The organism is Streptomyces sp. NPDC001502 (assembly GCF_042894785.1).
In the GTDB taxonomy this organism is placed as follows: domain Bacteria; phylum Actinomycetota; class Actinomycetes; order Streptomycetales; family Streptomycetaceae; genus Streptomyces; species Streptomyces kutzneri.
Genome location: NZ_JBIAVW010000006.1, coordinates 343,365 through 361,536, shown reverse-complemented (window position 1 = coordinate 361,536; position 18,172 = coordinate 343,365). Strand labels below are relative to the sequence as shown.

The following is an 18,172-nucleotide window of genomic DNA, read 5'->3' as shown; positions in this document are numbered from 1 at the left end:
CGTGGCATCTGCCCTCCCGGTCACTTCGGGGTGATCGTGAACGGCTTCCACCCGAGGCCCGCCACGCACCCGGTGTCGGGCGCGGTCGGGCGGGTGAGGAAGGACGCCAGCACCTTCTGGGCGCAGGGCGACTGCGGGACCACCCAGTGGCCGATGCCGGGGATCTGCACGGTGGTCGAGTGGGGCAGCGTACGGGCGGTCTTCCGCGCCCAGCTCGCCCCGGTCTTCATGTCGCCCGTCCCGTTGATGAAGAGGGTCGCCGCCGTGCTGACGGGGGCCACTCGCATGGCGGCGGTGCGGTCCGGGACGTTCCATACCCGGCACACCTGGTCCTGGAAGGCCAGTTGAGGTGCCTGGGCCAGGACCGGGTCCGGCCAGTCGGGGAAGGCCCGGCGGCCCGCGTTCAGCACGTCGGACGCCGAGTGGTCCGGCACCCACTCGCTGCACACCACCGAGTTCGTCAGACCGTGGGCGCTCTGGCCGACGACCGGGACCGAGCCGGCGGCGCGGGCCCGGGCGAAGCGCTCCGGTCGTCCGCGGGCGAGTTCGTCGATCGCCGCCGGGACCTCGGCGAACGGGATCGCCTTGGCCACCAGCAGGTTCACCAGCGCGCCGCCGTCGAGGACGACCTTCACGGGGTCGCCGCCCTGCGGCGGCTTGACGTTCAGCGTCAGCGGATGGGCTTGCAGTTTGCGCACCTGCTCGTTCAGGGTGCGCTGGAGGTCCGGGTAGCGGCTCTTGCAAGCCGGCTCCGCCGCGCAGGCTTTGTAGAGGTTTTCGAGGCCTTCGCGGGCTCCGGCCCAGGCGAAGGGCAGGGAGACGTCCTGCGCAGGGGCGATGGAGTCGAACGCCACCGCGCGGATCCCCTGGGGGTGCAGGCGCAGGTAGGTCAGGGCCAGGTTGCTGCCGTAGGAGTGGCCGTAGACGTTCCACTGCTTGATGCCGAGCGCGGTGCGCAGGTCGGCGAAGTCGGCGGCGTTCTCCGTGCTGTTGTAGGCACTGAGGTCGGTTCCGTCGGCCGTCAGGCGGGCCCGGCACTGCTTCACCGCGTCGAGCATGAGCTGCTCCGTCCGCGGTGCGTAGGAGGGGAGGCCGACGGACGCGGCGTAGAAGTGGTCCAGCTCCGGGCAGGCGAGGTTGGGCTCGTCGTAGAGATTGCCGCGCTGGGCCATGACGATCAGGTCGCGGTCCCGGTTCAGGCCGGAGGAGACGAGGAACGGGATGTCGTCGAAGGTCTCGCCACCGGGGCCGCCCGACATGAACACCACGGGGTCCTGGGCGGGCTTCGCCGAGGCGGCCGGGATGACCGCGACGGCCAGCCTGATGGTCCGGCCGCCGGGACGGGCCCGGTTCTCCGGGACCTCCAGGAATCCGCACCGGGCGGTGGCCAGCGCCTCGATCGGCTCAGGCGTCCTTGGGCAAGGACCCGCCACGAAGCGTGACGCGACGACCCTGGCGGGGCCGGTATCGGCGTTCCGTGGGGCGGCGCCCGCCGAGGTCGGGCCGAGTGCCGCCAGGAGGGCCAGACCGGCCCCGGCGACTGCCATCCCGTCGCGGTAGCTGTGCTCTGCCATGTGATCCCGTTCCTCTGCCGATCGACGGCCGGCCACCGGGCGACGCAGCGGCGGTATGGGCGGAACGCACGTAACCGACGTTACCGGCTGGTCCGGACAGGTGCACACGGACGGCCGCCGGCCACGGCCGACCGGTGACCCTGCGTAAGGCCGTCTCGCGGTCGGCCGTCCCCCGGCCCGCCGTCCCCCGGTCCGCCCCGCTGCCGACGGCCCGCAGAGGTTGGAAGATGGAATATGAGCAAAATCCGGGAGCACTCCGGCGCCGGCCGCTCGGTTCGGCCATGAGCTCCTCCGCTCGCCCTCGGCCTCCTCGTTCAGGGCACCGCCAAGAGCGCCAGGATCACGCCCCATCCCCCAAGGGAAGGGCGCAGCGGCCGCAGCGTCTTTCGTCCCTGCTGAGCGTGCGCAGCGTGGCCGGCGAGGTGTTCCTCCTCCAGCTGGCCGTCGTGATCCTTCTCGTCGCCGCCGCGGTCGTGGCGCTCGTCGTGCAGGCCCAGAGCTCCGCCATGCTGGACGCCCGGCACCGTACCCTCGCCGCCGCCGGAACGTTCGCGGAGTCTCCGGGGATCGTCGCCGCCGTGCGCGGCCCCGATCCCAGCGCGGTGCTCCAGCCGAGCGCCCGGGAGGCCGCGGAGATCGCCGGGGTCGACGGCATCAACGTGTACACGCTCGACGGGGTCACCCTCGCCCACAGTGACCCGCGGCAGATCGGCAAGCGCGTCGTCGGCCCCTTCGCCGAGGCGGCGGCCGGCAAGTCCTTCACCGAGACGTTCACCGGGTCCCTGGGCAAGTCCGTGGTCTCGGTGGTCCCCGTCAAGGACGCCGACGGGAAGGTCATCGCCATCGTCTCCTCCCCGGTCACGGTCCAGAACGTCCAGAGCATGGTGAACGGGCAGCTGCCGGTCGTCCTCGGCACCGCGGCCGGCGTGCTCGCCCTGTCGGCGGGCGGGACGGCTCTGGTGAGCCGCCGGCTGCTGCGCCGGACCCACGGCCTGGGACCGGCCGAGATGACCAGCATGTACGAGCACCACGACGCGGTGCTGCACGCGGTGCGCGAGGGCGTACTGATCATCGGCGGCGGGGGACGGCTGCTGCTGGCCAATGACGAGGCGCGGCGGCTGCTGGATCTGCCGGCGGACGCGGAGGGGCTCCCCGTCACGGACCTGGGTCTGGAGGAGGCGATCGCCGGTCCGATCGCGTCGGGCCGTTCCGCGACCGACGAGCTGCACATGGCGGCCGATCGGCTGCTGGCGGTGAACATCCGGCCCACCGCCCCCTTCGGGAAGGCCGGGACCGTCGTCACGCTGCGCGACACCACCGAGCTGCGGGCACTCGCCGGCCGGGCCGAGGTGGCTCGCGAGCGGCTGAAGCTGCTGTACGACGCGGGGGTGCAGGTCGGCACGACGCTGAACGTGGAGCGCACCGCGGAGGAACTGGCGGAGGTGGCGGTCCCGCGGTTCGCCGATGTGGTCACGGTCGACCTGCTGGACCCGGTGCTGCGCGGCGAGGAGCCGCCCGAAGTGATCACCGAGATGCGCCGCACCGCCGTCGTCGGTCTTCGGGACGACCACCCGCTCTCGCCCGTCGGCGAGCTGATCCGGTTCGGGCCCACCGGACCCATGGCCGCCGGGCTGGCCGAAGGCCGTGCGGTCCTGGAGGCGGACCTGCGCGCCACCCACCGCTGGCGGGCCCAGCACCAGGCCAACGCCCCGGAGATCCTGGACCGCGGCATCCACTCCCTGATCGTCGTACCCCTGCGCGCCCGGGGCGTGGTGCTGGGCATGGTCGGCTACTGGCGGGGGCAGGACTCCCCGCCGTTCGACGTGGAGGACGTGTCCTTCGTCGAAGAGCTGACCGCCCGGGCGGCGCTGTCCGTCGACAATGCCCGCCGCTACACGCGCGAGCACGACATGGCCGTGACCCTGCAGCGCAGCCTGCTGCCCCGGGGCGTGCCGGAGCAGTCCGCCGTCGAGGTCGCGCACCGCTACCTGGCCGCCCAGGCCGGGGTGGGTGGTGACTGGTTCGATGTCATCCCGCTGCCGGGCACCCGGGTGGCCCTGGTGGTCGGCGACGTCGTCGGCCACGGTCTCCACGCCGCCGCCACCATGGGCCGCCTGCGCACCGCTGTGTACAACTTCTCCACCCTCGACCTGCCCCCGGACGAGCTCCTGAGCCACCTGGACGAGCTGGTCACGCACATCGACACCGACGGCCAGGAGTGGCAGGGGATCACCGGAGCCACCTGCCTGTGCGCCATCTACGATCCCGTCTCGGGGCAGGTGACCGCCGCCTCCGCCGGGCACCCCGGGCCCGCTCTCGTCGGCCCCGACGGGACCGTGTCCTTCCCCGAGGTGCCGGTCTCCCCGCCGCTGGGCCTGGGCGCGGGTCTGCCCATGGAGACCATGGCGCTCACCCTGCCCGAGGGCTCCCGGCTGGCGCTCTTCACCGACGGGCTGATCGAGAGCCGCGACCATGATCCGGACGCCGGCCTGGCAGCGCTGCGCGCCGCCCTGTCCGGGCCCGCCCGCACCCCGGAGGAGACCTGCACCGCGGTGATCGACGCGATGCTGCCCTCCAGGCCCAGCGACGACGTCGCGCTGCTGGTGGCCCGCACCCGCCTGCTGGATCCGGCGCGGATCGCCGAATGGGACGTGGCCCCCGACCCCGCGGCCGTGTCCCCGGTGCGCAACGCCTGCGCCCGGCGACTGGCGGAGTGGGGCCTGGAGGACATCTCGTTCACCACGGAACTCATCCTCAGCGAGCTGATGACCAACGCCGTCCGCTACGGCACCGAGCCCATCCGGGTGAGGCTGCTGTACGACCGCTGCCTGGTCTGCGAGGTCTCCGACGGGTCCAGCACCTCCCCGCACCTGCGCCGGGCCGCGGACACCGACGAGGGTGGCCGCGGCCTGTTCCTCGTCGCGCAGTTCGCCGAGCGCTGGGGCACCCGCTACACCGATCGCGGCAAGATCATCTGGAGCGAGCAGGCGCTCCACGAGGGGGAGGCAGCGGCCTCGCCGGACCTCGGGGAGGCGCTCCTGGCCGCGTGGGACGACGAGGGGTTCTGAGGACGCGCCGCTACGGCAGCCGCAGGGAAGACGGCGGACACCACGGCCCGGGACTGCGCCGCCGGGGCTGCCGACCGTACGCTGGCCTCGATCGGTACGCGACCGCCCGTTATGGAGCCTTTGTGCCCGCACCCCGTCTCCGGACAGCCTTCGTCGCCGCCCTCCTGGCCCTCGCGGCGGCGCCCCTCGGCGCCTGCGGGGACAAGCCCGTCGCCGCACCGAGGGAACCCGCGGTGGCCACCTCCGCAGCGGACGCCGGCGGTATGGCGGCACTGACCGCGGCGGCGAAGAAGGAGGGCTCGCTCAATGCGATCGCCCTTCCCCGCGACTGGGCCAATTACGGCGCGCTGATCGACGGCTTCGAGAAGAAGTACGGGATCAAGGTCAGGGTGGAGAACCCGGAAGGCACCAGCCAGGACGAGATCGACGCCCTGAAGGAGCACCGGCGCGACGGCAGCGCCCCCGACGTGATCGACGTGGGGGGCTCGTTCGCCCAGTCGGCGGCCCGGCAGGGCCTGCTCGCTCCGTACGAGGTCGCCCCGTTCGACCAGATCCCCGAGGAGCAGAAGGACAAGCACGCCCGCTGGTACAACAACTACGGCGGCTACGTCTCGATCGGCTGTGACGCCAAGCGGGTGAAGACCTGCCCGTCGACCTTCGCCGATCTGCGCAAGCCCGAGTACAAGGGCCAGGTCTCGCTCAACGGCGACCCCACCAAGTCCGGGTCCGCCTTCGCCGGCGTGTACGCGGCGGCCCTGGCGAACGGGGGGTCCTTCGACAACATCCAGCCGGGAATCGACTTCTTCGCCGAGCTCAGCAAGAACGGCAACTTCATCCCGGTCCAGTCCTCACCGGACACGATCGCGAAGGGCCAGACCCCGATCAGCATCGACTGGGACTTCCTCAACCTCGGATACGCCGACCAGTTCCGCGAGAAGGGCGTGGACGTCGACTGGCGGACCGCCATCCCCTTCGACGGCAGCTTCGCCGAGTACTACGCCAACGGGGTGAACAAGGATGCCCCGCACCCCGCGGCGGCCCGTCTGTGGCAGGAGTACGTCTTCAGCCCGGAGGGCCAGAACCTCCGGCTCGGCGCCTATGCACGCCCCGTCCTCATGGACGCCATGAAGGAGGACGGCACCCTCGACAAGGCTGCCGCGGAGAATCTGCCGACGGTCGAGGGCACGCCGACGTTTCCGACGGAGGAGCAGCGGGAGAAGGCGCGCGAGACCGTCAACCGCAACTGGGCCAAGGCCGTCACGGGCTGAGGTCCCTCCCGGCCCCGGCCCGCTCGCCCCCGCCGGCCGCCCCCGCGCCGTGGCCCCACCTGGCGTTCATGGCCGAGCCTTGCGGGCGCCGGACCGGTAGCGGTCGGCTGCCGAGAGGAAGGCGTCGTTCTCCTCCGGCAGACCGACGGTGACGCGGACGCCGTCCCCGGGGAAGGTCCGCACGAGCACTCCGTGGCGGGCGCAGAAGTCGGCGAAATCGGCGGCCTCCTCCCCCAGGGGCAGCCAGACGAAGTTGGCCTGCGAGGGGGTCACCGGGTGGCCGTGGCGCGTCAACCGGGTCTGCAGCCGCTGCCGTTCGCGGACGATCGCCGCGGAGCGCGAGCGCACCTCCTCGGGGCGGTCGAGTGCGGCGAGGGCCGCGGCCTGGGCGAGCCGGCTGACCGCGAAGGGGACGGACACCTTGTGGACGGCGGACACCACGGCCGGCGCCGCCACGCAGTACCCGATGCGCACGCCGGCGAGCCCGTACGCCTTCGAGAAGGTGCGCAGCACCGCCACGTTCGGGCGGTTCCGGGCGAGCTCGACGCCGTCCGGCACGTCGGGATCGTCGACGAACTCCCGGTACGCCTCGTCCAGTACGACCAGGATCCGGTCGGGGAGGCGGTCGAGGAACGCGCGCAGCTCGCGGCCCCGGACCGCCGTCCCGGTGGGGTTGTTGGGGTTGCAGACGAAGACGACGCGGGTGGCGGGGGTGACCGCCGCGAGCATCGCCTCCAGGTCGTGCCGGTGGCCGGCGTCCAGGGGGACGGTGCGGGCGCGTACTCCGGCGACCCTGGCGAAGACCGGATACGCGTCGAAGGACCGCCAGGCGCACAGGACTTCGTCGCCGGGGCCGCAGAAGGCCTGGATCAGGTCGCGGCACAGGCTCACCGACCCGCAGCCCACCACGATCCGCTCCCCCGGGACCGCCAGGTCGGCGGCCAGCCGGGCGACCAGGGTGTCGGAGAACCACTGCGGGTAGCGGTGGCCCTCGACGGCGGCGCGGGTGATGGCCTCGACCACGGCGGGCGGTGGCGGCAGCGGCCCCTCGTTGGAGTTGAGCAGGACGGCGTCGGGCGCCGTGCCGGGAATGTTGTAGTCGGGGACGGTGGCCAGATCGGCTCTGATGGCGACACCCATGGGGCTCCTCGGCGTGTGCGGGCGCGGTCAGTTCGGGGCGAGGCGGAACACGTCGTCGGCCAGCAGCCGGATGCGGCGGTGGTCGGCGAGGAGCCGCTCCGGGCTGTCCCCGGTCAGGAAGACCCGCAGCGGGCTGGACAGCAGGTCGGTGGTGGGCCGCATCCGGTCGCCCGGGGCCAGCCGGGGCACCGCCAGGTGCACGGTGTCCAGGGCGCGGATCCGGGCCAGGGCGTCCTCGTCCACGGCCTCGACGAGACCGCCGCGGGTGGTCCGTACGTGGACGACGATCCCCTCGTGGTGCTTTCGGTACAGGGTGTCGCCGGGGTGCCCCCGCCGGTACTCCTCGGGGCGTACGCAGGCGAGTGCGAGCAGGTCGGCCTGGTTCCCGTCGAGGCACGTGTCGTGGTGGCCCGGGTCCATGATGCCGTCGAGCCGTGCACCCACCTCGACGAGGACCGGCCCGGCGGCGGTCGTCATGATCTCCGCGTGGGCGGCGCCGAACCGGATGTCCAGGGCGTCGAGGACGGTGTCCAGGTAGGTGACGAGGGGTTCGACCACCGGCGCGCCGGGGTCGATCAGGACGTCCCGGTCGTAGACCGGCCGGGTCCCGACGAGGGTCTTGTCGTAGCGCCAGACGCCGCACACGTGCCGTGCGCCGCCGGGGCCCCTGATGACGTCCACGATGTACTCGGTGCCGTCCAGGAAGGACTGGGCGAGCAGCTCGTCGTTGTGCCGGCCGAAGATGTCCTGGCTGCCGAGGATCTCGGCGGCGGCGGCGCGGACTTCGTCCGGGCCGGCGCAGATCGAGACCTTGTCCGTGGAGGCCGAGCTGAGCGGTTTGACGACGACCGGGTAGCCGGTGGTCCGTGCCCAGGCGAGCACCTCCTCGACGTCGCCGGACTTCAGCTGGTCGGCGCAGCGGATGCCGGCGGCGCGCAACGCCTCGATCATGCGGTACTTGTCGCGGCGCAGCGCGGAGGTGGCCGACGGGTTGCCGGGCAGGCCCAGCAGTTCGGCGGTCCGGTCGGCCGGCGGGACCCCGGTCTCCTGGCCGGGCAGCACCCCGCAGGGGTGGTAGGAGGCCAGTTCCCGCACCGTGCGGGCGGGGTCGGCCGCGTCCTGGACCACGTTGGCCAGGTACGGGCGCAGGTCCGGCGGGGGTACGCAGTCCAGGAACTCGGGCGTGCTCTGGAGGTGCACGACGTCCGCGCCGAGCCTGCGGAAGGCCGCGGGCAGGTACTTGCCGACCGAGTAGCCGTCGACGATCACGCCGACGGGCGCGGCGCCCCGGCGGTCGGCGGCGGAGGCCGAGGTGGAGGGCATTGCGGATCCCTTCTTCGCGGGCCTGCTCACGCGGCGGCGACGCTGACGCGGTGGACGGTCCGGGAGACGCCGGGCGGCAGGTCGGTGGCGACGTGGTAGGTGGTGGCGGTCTTCCACAGCAGCAGGTCGTGCGGGGTCCACTGGTGGGTGTACGTCCGGTCGGGGTCGGCCAGGAGGGTGTCCACGAGGTCGAAGAACTCCTCGTTCTCGTTGGCGTCGAGGCCGACGACCCGGTCCATGTAGGCGCGGGCGGCGTACAGGAAGCGGCGGCCGGTGTGCGGGTCGCGGCGGACGACGGGGTGTTCGACGGCCGGGTACTGGCGGGCGACGAGGGCGCGCACCTCGGCGATGGACAGGCCCACGTGCTCGGGGGCGATGCGCTGCTGCTTGGTGAGGGTGTGCAGCCCGATGCGGTCCCACAGCAGGTCGCGCCACTCGTCGGGCAGCCGGTCGTAGACGTCGGCGGCGCTCGCGAAGACGGTGTGCCCGTGCCCCTCGGGCACACGGACGCCGTGCAGCACGGTGTAGGCGCAGGGGTCGGCGTCGAAGGAGGAGTCCTGGTGCCAGAAGTGACCGACCCGCTCGATCCCGATCGGCCGGCCGGCCTTGCGCTCGTTGGACGAGACGAGGATCTCGGCGAACTCGGGGTGGCGCCAGTCGGCCAGCAGGAAGGGAACGGGCCGGCCGATGCGGGCGGCGAGGCCGATCTGCTGCTGGGGGGTGAGATCGATGCCGCGGACGACGACGAGGTCGCGTTGGTGCAGGGATTCGACGACGTCGGCGAAGACCTCGGGGCGGGTGAGTTCGGTGTGGGTGAGTCCGGTGTACTCGACGCCGATGAAGGGGGTCAGGTCACGCTTGTGCACGGTTCCTCCTTGTGCCAGGTGTACGGGTGGGTGCGGGCGGCGAGCAGCAGCAGGCAGGCGGCGCAGACCGCCGCTCCGGCGGCCGCCCACGGGGTGCCCGGGTGGCCGGGGGCCGAGAGGTGCAGGGCGAGTTGCGGGGCCGCGATGAAGGCCAGGTTGACGCCGCCGGAGAACAGGCCCATGGTGCGGTCGGCGGCCGGGCCGGAGAGCCGGCTCACGTAGTCGAGCAGTCCGGGGAAGACGACGATCTCCCCGGCCGTCCACACGAGGGTGGCGAGCACCAGCTCCGGACCGGTGTCGGCCAGGGCCATGAGCAGGAAACCGGCGCCCGCGAGGGCGTAGCCGCTCAGCAGTGTCGCCAGGTGTCCGACGCGTGCCATGCGGATGTTGAGCGGGACCTCGAACAGGACGATCCCGACGGCGTTGACCGTGAAGACGACGCCGGCCCAGTAGCCGGGCAGGCCGAGGCCCACGATGACGTAGGCGCCGACGAAGACCGAGGGCAGCGCGTAGGCCAGCTGGATGGGCAGCGAGAGGCCGAACACGGTCCAGAACCGGATGCGTTCGGCCGCCGTGGGGCGGACGGTGCCGCGCGCGGCGGCCTCCTTCCCCGGACCGCCCCCGCCCGTGTGTGGCTCCGCGTACGGTCCCGCACCGGCCGGCCGGTGTGCGCGGCGCAGGTGCAGGAACGCCGCGGCCGCCAGGACGCACGCGGCGTTGGCCCAGAACACGGAGTACGGGTCGAACGCGTAGAGCAGGGCCCCCAGGAGCGGGCCCGCGGACAGGCCGAGGTTGATGGCGAGCCGGTAGCAGGAGAACGCGACCTTGCGCTGCTCGGGCCGTGACCCGGCGATCGTGGCCGCGTAGGCCGCTGGGGTGACGATCTCGTACGCGAACCCCCAGACCAGCACCCCCGCGGTGAGCGCGGGCAGGCCGTGCAGCAGCGGCACCACCGTGACCGCGGCGGCGCCCAGCAGGAAGCCGCCCCGCATCAGCGCGTACGGGTGCAGCCGGCCGAGGAGCCGGCCGGCGGCCAGGTCCGCGGCGAGGGCGCCGACCCCGAAAGCGGTGACGACCAGGCCCGCCCCGGCCGCGTCCAGGCCGCCGCCGCCCAGCAGGTGGGGGGTGAGGAAGGGGTAGGCCATGGTGCCGGTGCGGAAGAGCAGGGTGGTGAGGAACAGGGTGCGCAGGGGCGGGGCGAGCCCGGCCACGGTCCGCAGGGTCTCAACCGGCACGGTGGGTCCCGGCCGGCCGGCGGGCGAGGACGGCGCCGGGGTTGAACAGGCCCGCCGGGTCGAGGGCGTCCTTGAGAGCGCGGTGCACGCGCAGCGCCACGGGTCCCAGTTCGCGTTCCAGCCAGTCCTGCTTGAGCTTGCCGACTCCGTGCTCGCCGGTGATGGTGCCGCCCAGGGACAGGGCGAGGGCCAGGATCGCGTCGAACGCCGTCCGGGCGCGGGCGTACTGCTCGGTGTCGGCGTCGTCGTAGAGGACCGTGGGGTGCATGTTGCCGTCGCCCGCGTGGCCGACGACCGCGACGGTGAGCCCCGCGCCGGCGCCGATCCGCGTGCAGCCCTCGATCAGCTCGGCGATGCGGGTACGGGGCACCGCGACGTCCTCGGTCATGCAGGCGCCCCGGGCTTCGAGGGCGGCGAGGCTCACCCGGCGGGCGCGCAGCAGCAGGGCGCCCTCCGCCGCGTCCTGCGTGGCGTGCGTGTACACCGCGCCCGCCTGCCGGAACACCCGTTCCATGTGGTCGAGTTCGGCCTCGCGGGCGGCTCCGGGCGCGTCGGACTGGCACAGCAGCAGGGCCTGGTCCCCTTCGCCGACGAGCTCGGTGCCCAGGTAGGCGGAGGAGGCGCGCAGCGAGGTCGCGTCCATGATCTCCATGAGCGAGGGCACGAGGCCGGCCCGGACGATCCGGTTGACGCTGGCGCCGGCCTGGGCCACCGAGTCGAAGGCCGCGATGACGGTGCCGGGTGCGGCGGGCAGCGGGCGCAGGGCGAGGGTGGCCCGCGTGATGACGCCGAGGGTGCCCTCGCTGCCGACGAGGAGGCGGGTGAGGTCGTAGCCCGCGACGCCCTTGACGGTGCGGCGGCCGGTGCGCAGGAGGGAGCCGTCGGCGAGGACCGCCTCCAGGCCGAGGACGTAGTCGCCGGTGACCCCGTACTTGCCGCAGCACAGGCCGCCGGCGTTGGTGGCCAGGTTGCCGCCGAGGGTGCACGTGTCGAGGCTGGAGGGGTCGGGCGGGTAGTACAGGCCGTGGGCGGCGGCGGCCGTCTTCAGGTCCTGGTTGACCACGCCGGGCTCCACGACGGCGAGCCTGTTGTCCGGGTCGAGTTCGAGGATCCGGTTCATCCGCGTCGTGGCCAGGACGACGCAGCCGTCGACGGCGTTGGCGGCGCCGGTCAGGCCCGTTCCGGCGCCCCGGGGAACGAGGGGGACGCCGGCCGCCGCGCAGGCCCGTACGCATGCCTGCACCTGCTCGGCGGAGGCGGGCAGGACCACGGCGAGCGGCCGGCCGTACGGGGCGAGCGGCATCATGTCATGGGCGTGACCGGTGGTGGCGTCCGGGTCGGTGACCAGGGCGCCGTCGCCGTCGAGGGCGGCGCGGAGGGCGTCCAGGAGGGCGGCGGTCATACGGTCCGCCCGTCGGCCCCGGTGACGAGGATCGCCTGGGCGGGGCACAGATCGGCGGCTTCCAGGACGGCGTCGGCGAGGTCCTCGGCCGGTTCCGGGACCAGCAGCAGGACGACGCCGTCGGCCTCGTCCTGGTCGAAGACCGTGCCGGCGGACAGGACGCAGTGGCCGGCGCCGACACAGCGCTCGGGATCGAGGGTGACCTTCACGGGGTCGGCTCCTTCGGGGCAGGGGAGGGACGGCGGCCGGGCGGGACGGGGCTGCCGTCCGGGACGGGGGCCCACGGGGTGTCTTGCCGATCAGGCCGGGACAGGGCGGGGCGGCGGCCCGTGTGCGGTGGTGGGGTCACCAGGTCACGGGCAGGGCGTGCACCCCGTACACGGCCATGTCGGACTTGAAGCGGATCTCCTCGACGGGCACGGCGGTGCGCAGGGTCGGGATCCGGCGGGCCACCGCGGCGTAGACCTCCTGGAGCTCCACCCGGGCCAGCGCCTGGCCCATGCACTGGTGGGGCCCGTAGCCGAAGGCGAGGTGGCCGTGGGCGCGGGAGGCGGGGTCGAACTCCTCGCCGGCGGGGAAGCGTTCGGGGTCCCGGTTGGCGACGTTGATCGCGGCGACGACGCCCTCACCGGCCCGGACGAGCCGGTCGCCGACCGTCACGTCCTCGACGGCGATCCGGCGGATGCCGCGCTGGACCACGGTGAGGTGGCGCAGCATCTCCTCGACGGTGCCGGCGAGGAGTTCGGGGTCGTCGTCCGCGCCGAGGGCCGCGAAGTGGCCGGGGTGGCGCAGCAGGGTCAGCACCCCGAGGGAGATCATGTTGGCGGTGGTGTCGTGGCCGGCGGTGAGCAGCAGGAGCGCCATCGCGGCGAGTTGGCGCGGGGTCATGGTCCCGTCGGGCAGGTGCCGGGCGGCCATGCGGCCGATGAATCCGTCCCGCGGTTCCCGTTCGCCCGCTGCGACGAGCTCCTCCAGGTAGTCCTGGAGGGCCTGTCGGGCGGCGGCGGCGCTCTCGGTGGTGCCGGCGACGACGTTCATGGTGTGGGTCAGGCCGCGGAAGAGCTCGCGGTCCTCGAAGGGGACGCCGAGGAACTCGCAGATGACGGTGAGCGCGACGGGAAGGGCCAGGTCGGCCACGAGGTCGGCCTCGGTGCCGCGGAGCATGCGGTCCAGACAGCCGTCGACGACGGCGTGCACGGCCGGGCGCCATCCCTCGGCGCGTTTCACGGTGAACTCGCCGAGCACCAGGCGCCGTACGGCGTCGTGCTGCGGGTTGTCCATGACGAGCAGGGTCGGTTCGACGGCGGTCTCGGCGAGGGCGACGGCGCTGGACAGCGGGTAGCCGGGGCGGCTCTTGTCGGCGCTGAACCGGGGGTCGGCGAGGACGGTGCGGGCGTCGTCGAAGCGGGTGAACAGCCAGGGCCGGACCCCGTTCCACAGCGTGACGCGGGGCACGGTGCCCGCGTTGCGGATGTCGGTGGCTTCGCGCGGCGGGGCGAACGGGCACTGCCGGTCCATGGGGTAGTGCAGGTCGGTGTTCGGGGCGGTCTGCGGGTCGGTCGTCGGGTCGGTCGTCGGGTCGGTCATGCGCGGGTGCTCCGGTCGAGGTTCTGCCACCAGCGGCCGACGAGGTCGTCGTCCAGGGCGGGCGGGGAGATGCCGTGGGCCCGCAGGGCGGCGAGGGTGGCATCGTTGCGGTGGTCGGGGAGGCGGCCGTCCGGGTGGTCGCGCAGGTCCCGGAAGTACTCGCGGTAGGCGAGGGCGGGCAGCGCGGTGCCGCCGGCCTCGGCGTCGGCCAGGCGGCCGAGCCAGGTGTCCAGCGGGACCGCGGGGGTGGTCCGGCCCGTGCGGCGGTCGTGTACGGCGAGCAGTTCGGCCAGTGGCGTCCGCCGGGGGTGGTGCAGGTGGTGGACGGTGCCCGCGGCTCCGTCGGCGAGGGCGAGGGCGACCAGGGCCCGGGCCATGGTGTCCACGGGCAGTGCGTCGGTGGCGAGCCGCGGGTCGTCGGGGTGACAGCCGAGGGCGGTGGAGGTGACGAGGAGCCGGCTGAGGAAGTCGTCCTCGCTGACGGCGCCGGTCGTGCTGCCGCCGGCCCGGCCGAGCCGGTAGATCCGGGCGTCGGCGCCGCGTTCGAGGGCCTGGGCGACGAGGTGCTCCGCGGCCCACTTGGCGGCCGCGTAGCCGCGGCCGCGGGGGTGGCGTTCCTCGGTGGCCGGGGTGGCCTCGGTGATGGTGCGCGGGCGGGCGCCGCCGGGTCCGTCGCGGAACACGCCGAGGGTGGAGACGTGGTGGAGGCGGGCCGGGCGGCCCTGGGCGCAGATGCGCAGGAGTTCGGCGGTGCCGCCCACGTTGGCGGCCGCCAGGTGGTGGAAGCCGGACACGTGGTGGACCTCGGCGCCGAGGTGCAGGACGGTCGTCGCGCGCAGGACGTGCTCCCGGTGGGCGCCGTCGAGACCCAGGCCGGGCCGGGTCAGGTCGCCGGGGACGGGCACGATCCGCGGGTCCGAGGCGTCGGGGCGCAGTCCGTGGCGGCGCAGGGCGGCGGACAGCCGCCGGCGGGCGGCGCCGGTGTCCGCGGCCCGGACCAGGCACAGGACCGGGCCCGTGGTGCGGTCCAGCAACGCGGCCAGGACGTGGGAGCCCACGTATCCGGTGGCGCCGGTGAGCAGGACGGTGTCGTGCGGGTCGAAGGGGCCGGGGCGCTCGGGGAAGACGGTGCCGGGGTCGAGCCGCGCGTCGTCCGGTCCCACGGGCCGCGCCGCCGGACCGGCCGGCCGGCCGCCGGACAGGCTCCGCGCGGGCGCGTCGGCCGGGGCGGACCCCTCCAGCAGGCGGGCCACCTCCCGTACGGTCGGCGCGGCGAGGAAGTCGGCCACGGCGATCCGGACGCCGTGCTCCCGCTCGATGCGGCCCAGGAGCCGGATGACGCGCAGGGAGTGGCCGCCCTGTGCGAAGAAGTCCTCGTCCGGGGAGCCCACCGGCCCGCCCAGTACGTCCTCCCACAGGGCGAGCAGCCGCCGCTCGGTCCCGTTCACGGGGCCGTCGGCGGCGCCGTCGGCCGGGTTTGGCCGCTGCCGGCGGGCGGCCAGGTGGGCGGCGAGCGCCGGGCGGTCGGCCTTGCCGTGGCTGCCGGTGGGGATGGCGGTGACGGGTATGGCCAGCCGGGGCACCATGTGGGCCGGGAGCAGCCGGGCCAGGTGGGCGCGGGCGTCCCGGGGGGCGGCCGTGCCGACGTAGCCGACGGCGAGTTCGGCGTCGGTTCCGGTGCCGAGGAGGACGGCGACGGCTTCCCGGACACCGGGGTGTTCCGCGAGCGCGGCCTCGATCTCGCCGGGCTCGATGCGGAAGCCGCGCAGCTTGATCTGGTGGTCGAGCCGGCCGAGGTAGTCGATCGATCCGTCGGACAGCCGGCGCACCCGGTCCCCGGTGCGGTAGCTGCGGCCGGCGCCGGCGAGTGCGGGACGGGTGGTGAACGACGCGGCCGTCCGTTCGGGGTCGCCCAGGTAGCCGTCGCCGAGTCCGGCGCCGGAGAGCCACAGTTCGCCGGGGACGCCGGTGGCCGCGAGCCGTCCGTGGCGGTCCACGACGTGCGCCGCGGTGCCGGACAGGGCGGTGCCCACGGGGACGCGGGCCCGGTGGTCCGCGGGGTCGGCCCGGTGGGTGGTGGCCAGGATCGCCGCCTCGGTCGGGCCGTAGCCGTTGACGACGACCCGGTCCGCGGCGAAGTGACGGGTGTCGTGGACGTCCGCGGGTTCGCCGGCGACGAGCAGCACGCGTACGCCGGCCAGGTCGGGACGGTCCAGGGCGCGCAGCAGGGAGGGCACGGTCACCATCACGGTGACCCCGGCGGTGCGCAGGGTGCGGGTGAGGGCCGGGCCGTCGGCGCGGGTGGCGTCGTCCGCGTAGACCAGGGTGGCGCCGCAGACGAGCGGCATGAACTGCTCGAAGGCGGCCACGTCGAAGCCGGGCGAGGTCAGCTGGAGCCAGACGTCGTCCGCGGTGAAGGGGTGCCGGTCGAGGCAGGCGAGGAGGGTGTTGGCGACCGCGCGGTGGGGGACGGCGACGCCGCGCGGGCGCCCGGTGCTGCCGGAGGTGTAGATGACGTACGCGGGGGCGGCGGGATCGCCGGGGTGCGGGGCGGGCGGGGTCCGCTCGCCGGGGGCGGTGAGGGCCTCGATGTCCAGGACGGGCGGGCCGGAGCCGTCCGTACCCGGCCCGAACAGCGTGTCGGCGGTGTCCTTGGCGCAGACCAGCGCGCCGGCATCGGCGTCGGCGATGCAGTGGCGCAGCCGCTGCGCCGGGTACGCCGGGTCGAGCGGCACGTACGCGGCCCCGGCCTTGAGCACGCCGAGGAGGGTCGTGACGAGGAGCGGGGAGCGCTCCAGGCACACGGCGACGCGGTCGCCGGGCCGGATCCCGCGGGTGGCGAGGTGGGCGGCCACGGTGTCGGAGAGCCGGTCGAGTTCGGCGTAGGTGAGGCTGGTGTCGGCGCCGACGACGGCGGTCTTGTGCGGGCGGGCGGCGACCTGCCGGGCGACGAGGGCGGGCAGGGTGGTCTCCGCCGCCCGGGGGCCCGGCTCCGGGGTACGGCTCAGCCGCTCGTACTCCCCCGGTTCGTACAGGGTGACGTCGCGCAGCGGCGGGTCGCCGTCCGCGAGGCGGTCGAGCACGGCGGCGAGCTGGCCGGCCAGCCGCTGTGCGGTGGCACGGTCGTAGAGGTCGGTGCTGAACTCGACCTCGATGCCGAGGCCGTCGCCCTCCTCCTGGAAGGTGAAGGAAAGCTCGAAGGTGGCGGTGTCGCGGTCGCCGGCGTCCCAGGGTGCGGTCCGCGCGCCGGGCAGCTCCAGCGGGTGCGGGCGGCGCTGCCGGTGGTTGACCACGGCCTGGAAGGGGACGGCCGCCCGGCCGGGGGTGGCCGGGGCGAGTTCCCGGCCCACGGCCTGGAAGGGGACGGCCTCGTGGTGCAGGGCCTCGGTGCAGGCGGCGCGGACGCGGGCGAGCAGGGCACCGGCCGTGGTGTCCGCGTCCGCCTCGACGCGGACGGGCAGCAGGTTGACGAAGCAGCCCACGAGGTCCTGTGCCCCGGCCCGGTTCCGCCCGGCGGCCAGGGCGCCCAGGGTGAGGGTGTCGCGTTCGGTGTGGGCGGCCAGGACCGTGTACACGCCGGCCAGGCAGAACATGTACGGGCTGACGCCGTGCCGGCGGGCGGCCCCGGCGTGGCGGGCGTGCCGCGCGGCGCCGATCCGCAGCCGCACCCGGTCGCCGGATCCGCTGAGGACGGCGGGGCGGGGGCGGTCGGTGACCAGGTCGAGTGCGGCGGCGCCGCCGTCGAGCGCGCCCTGCCAGAACCGGGTCGCGGCGGTGAGCCGTTCGGGTCGGGGCGCGAGGGCGCCGCGCAGGTGCTCGGGGTAGCCCGGGTCCAGGGGTGGCAGGTCCGCGGCCGGGTCCGCGTACAGGGCGGACAGCTCGGAGGTGAAGAGGTCCAGCGACCAGTCGTCGGCGATGGCATGGTGGACGGCGAAGTGGAGCAGTGTGCTCCGGGTGTCCAGGGTGAGCACCAGGGTGCGCAGCAGCCGGGTGCCGTCGGCGTCCGGCTCCGCCGTGCGGTGCTCGGCGGCCAGGGCGCGGGCCAGGGCCTGGCGTTCGCCGGCCGGAACGCCGGTGAGGTCGATGTGGCGCAGCGCCGCGCCCGGGTCGGCGGTCAGGCTCTGCCGCCGGCCGTCGGCGTCGTTGTGTACGACGGTCCGCAGGGCGGCCTGGCGGCGGCCCAGCAGGCGCAGTGCGTTCCGCAGCCGGGCCAGGTCGAAGGGGCCGTCGACGAAGTAGCCGCGTCCGATGACGTACCGGTCGGTGCTGCCGGTGGCCTCCTGCTCGAACCAGATGCCCTCCTGGGCCGGCGACAGCGGCAGCCGGCCGGGGTCGGCGGCGGAGTCGGGCCCGGGCGGTACCGCCGGGGCGGGGGCGGGGGCGGGGGCGGTGGCGGTGGCGGTGGCCACGCGGGCGGCCAGGGCGCGGATCGTCGGGGTGGTGAACAGGTCGGCGATGGTCAGGGCCGCGCCCTGGTCGCGTTCGAGGCGGGCGAGGATCGCCAGCGCGGACAGGGAGTCGCCGCCGGCGGTGAAGAAGTCGGTGTCCGGGCCGACGGCGCTGCCGAGAACGGCCTCCCAGTGCGCGGAGACGGCGCGCAGGACGGCGTCCGCCGCGGCGGGCCGCGCACCGGCACCCGCCGGGGCGGAGTCGGCCGGACCGGAGACCGCCCGGGCGGAGTCGGCCGGACCGGGTACCGCCGGGGTGGA

The 18,172-nt window shown here is 74.5% G+C and carries 11 protein-coding genes; 2 read left to right on the top strand and 9 right to left on the bottom strand.

Annotated elements, in window-relative coordinates:
• Window positions 1-20 precede the first annotated feature (20 nt).
• Complete coding sequence (locus ACFY0D_RS13180) at window positions 21-1,574, bottom strand: alpha/beta fold hydrolase (protein ID WP_390798425.1); 1,554 nt, start codon at window positions 1,572-1,574, stop codon at window positions 21-23.
• 401 nt (window positions 1,575-1,975) lie between these two features.
• Between ACFY0D_RS13180 and ACFY0D_RS13175 the strand changes: the two genes are divergently transcribed.
• Window positions 1,976-4,642, top strand: a complete 2,667-nt coding sequence (locus ACFY0D_RS13175; RefSeq protein ID WP_390798424.1) for a SpoIIE family protein phosphatase — start codon at window positions 1,976-1,978, stop codon at window positions 4,640-4,642.
• A gap of 122 nt (window positions 4,643-4,764) precedes the next feature.
• Window positions 4,765-5,910: an ABC transporter substrate-binding protein gene (locus ACFY0D_RS13170; protein ID WP_390798423.1), complete on the top strand. Its 1,146-nt coding sequence runs from the start codon at window positions 4,765-4,767 to the stop codon at window positions 5,908-5,910.
• A 66-nt stretch (window positions 5,911-5,976) separates the two neighbouring features.
• Here ACFY0D_RS13170 and hisC read toward each other — a convergent pair whose 3' ends face one another.
• The 8 genes from hisC to ACFY0D_RS13130 all read right to left on the bottom strand — a co-directional run.
• Complete coding sequence (gene hisC, locus ACFY0D_RS13165; protein WP_390798422.1) at window positions 5,977-7,050, bottom strand: histidinol-phosphate transaminase; 1,074 nt, start codon at window positions 7,048-7,050, stop codon at window positions 5,977-5,979.
• Window positions 7,051-7,077: 27 nt separating this feature from the next.
• Complete coding sequence (locus ACFY0D_RS13160) at window positions 7,078-8,373, bottom strand: ATP-grasp domain-containing protein (protein ID WP_390798421.1); 1,296 nt, start codon at window positions 8,371-8,373, stop codon at window positions 7,078-7,080.
• Window positions 8,374-8,399: 26 nt separating this feature from the next.
• On the bottom strand, window positions 8,400-9,239 hold the full coding sequence (locus tag ACFY0D_RS13155; RefSeq protein WP_390798420.1) for a TauD/TfdA dioxygenase family protein: 840 nt from the start codon (window positions 9,237-9,239) through the stop codon (window positions 8,400-8,402).
• Window positions 9,221-10,474, bottom strand: coding sequence for an MFS transporter (locus tag ACFY0D_RS13150; protein ID WP_390798419.1), 1,254 nt, complete (start codon window positions 10,472-10,474; stop codon window positions 9,221-9,223). The genes ACFY0D_RS13155 and ACFY0D_RS13150 overlap by 19 nt, the downstream gene beginning before the upstream one ends.
• On the bottom strand, window positions 10,464-11,876 hold the full coding sequence (locus ACFY0D_RS13145) for an FAD-binding oxidoreductase (protein WP_390798418.1): 1,413 nt from the start codon (window positions 11,874-11,876) through the stop codon (window positions 10,464-10,466). Before ACFY0D_RS13145 ends, ACFY0D_RS13150 begins: the two co-directional genes overlap by 11 nt.
• Window positions 11,873-12,085 (bottom strand): ferredoxin, encoded by a 213-nt coding sequence (locus ACFY0D_RS13140; RefSeq protein WP_390798417.1) that lies wholly within the window; start codon window positions 12,083-12,085, stop codon window positions 11,873-11,875. Before ACFY0D_RS13140 ends, ACFY0D_RS13145 begins: the two co-directional genes overlap by 4 nt.
• 136 nt (window positions 12,086-12,221) lie before the next feature.
• Window positions 12,222-13,463 carry a cytochrome P450 gene (locus tag ACFY0D_RS13135; RefSeq protein WP_390798416.1) on the bottom strand — a complete coding sequence of 414 codons (1,242 nt, stop codon included), beginning with the start codon at window positions 13,461-13,463 and terminating at the stop codon, window positions 12,222-12,224.
• Window positions 13,460-18,172 (bottom strand): amino acid adenylation domain-containing protein (locus ACFY0D_RS13130; protein WP_390798415.1); only part of this gene is annotated, 4,713 nt, incomplete at its 5' end. The genes ACFY0D_RS13130 and ACFY0D_RS13135, both read right to left, overlap by 4 nt.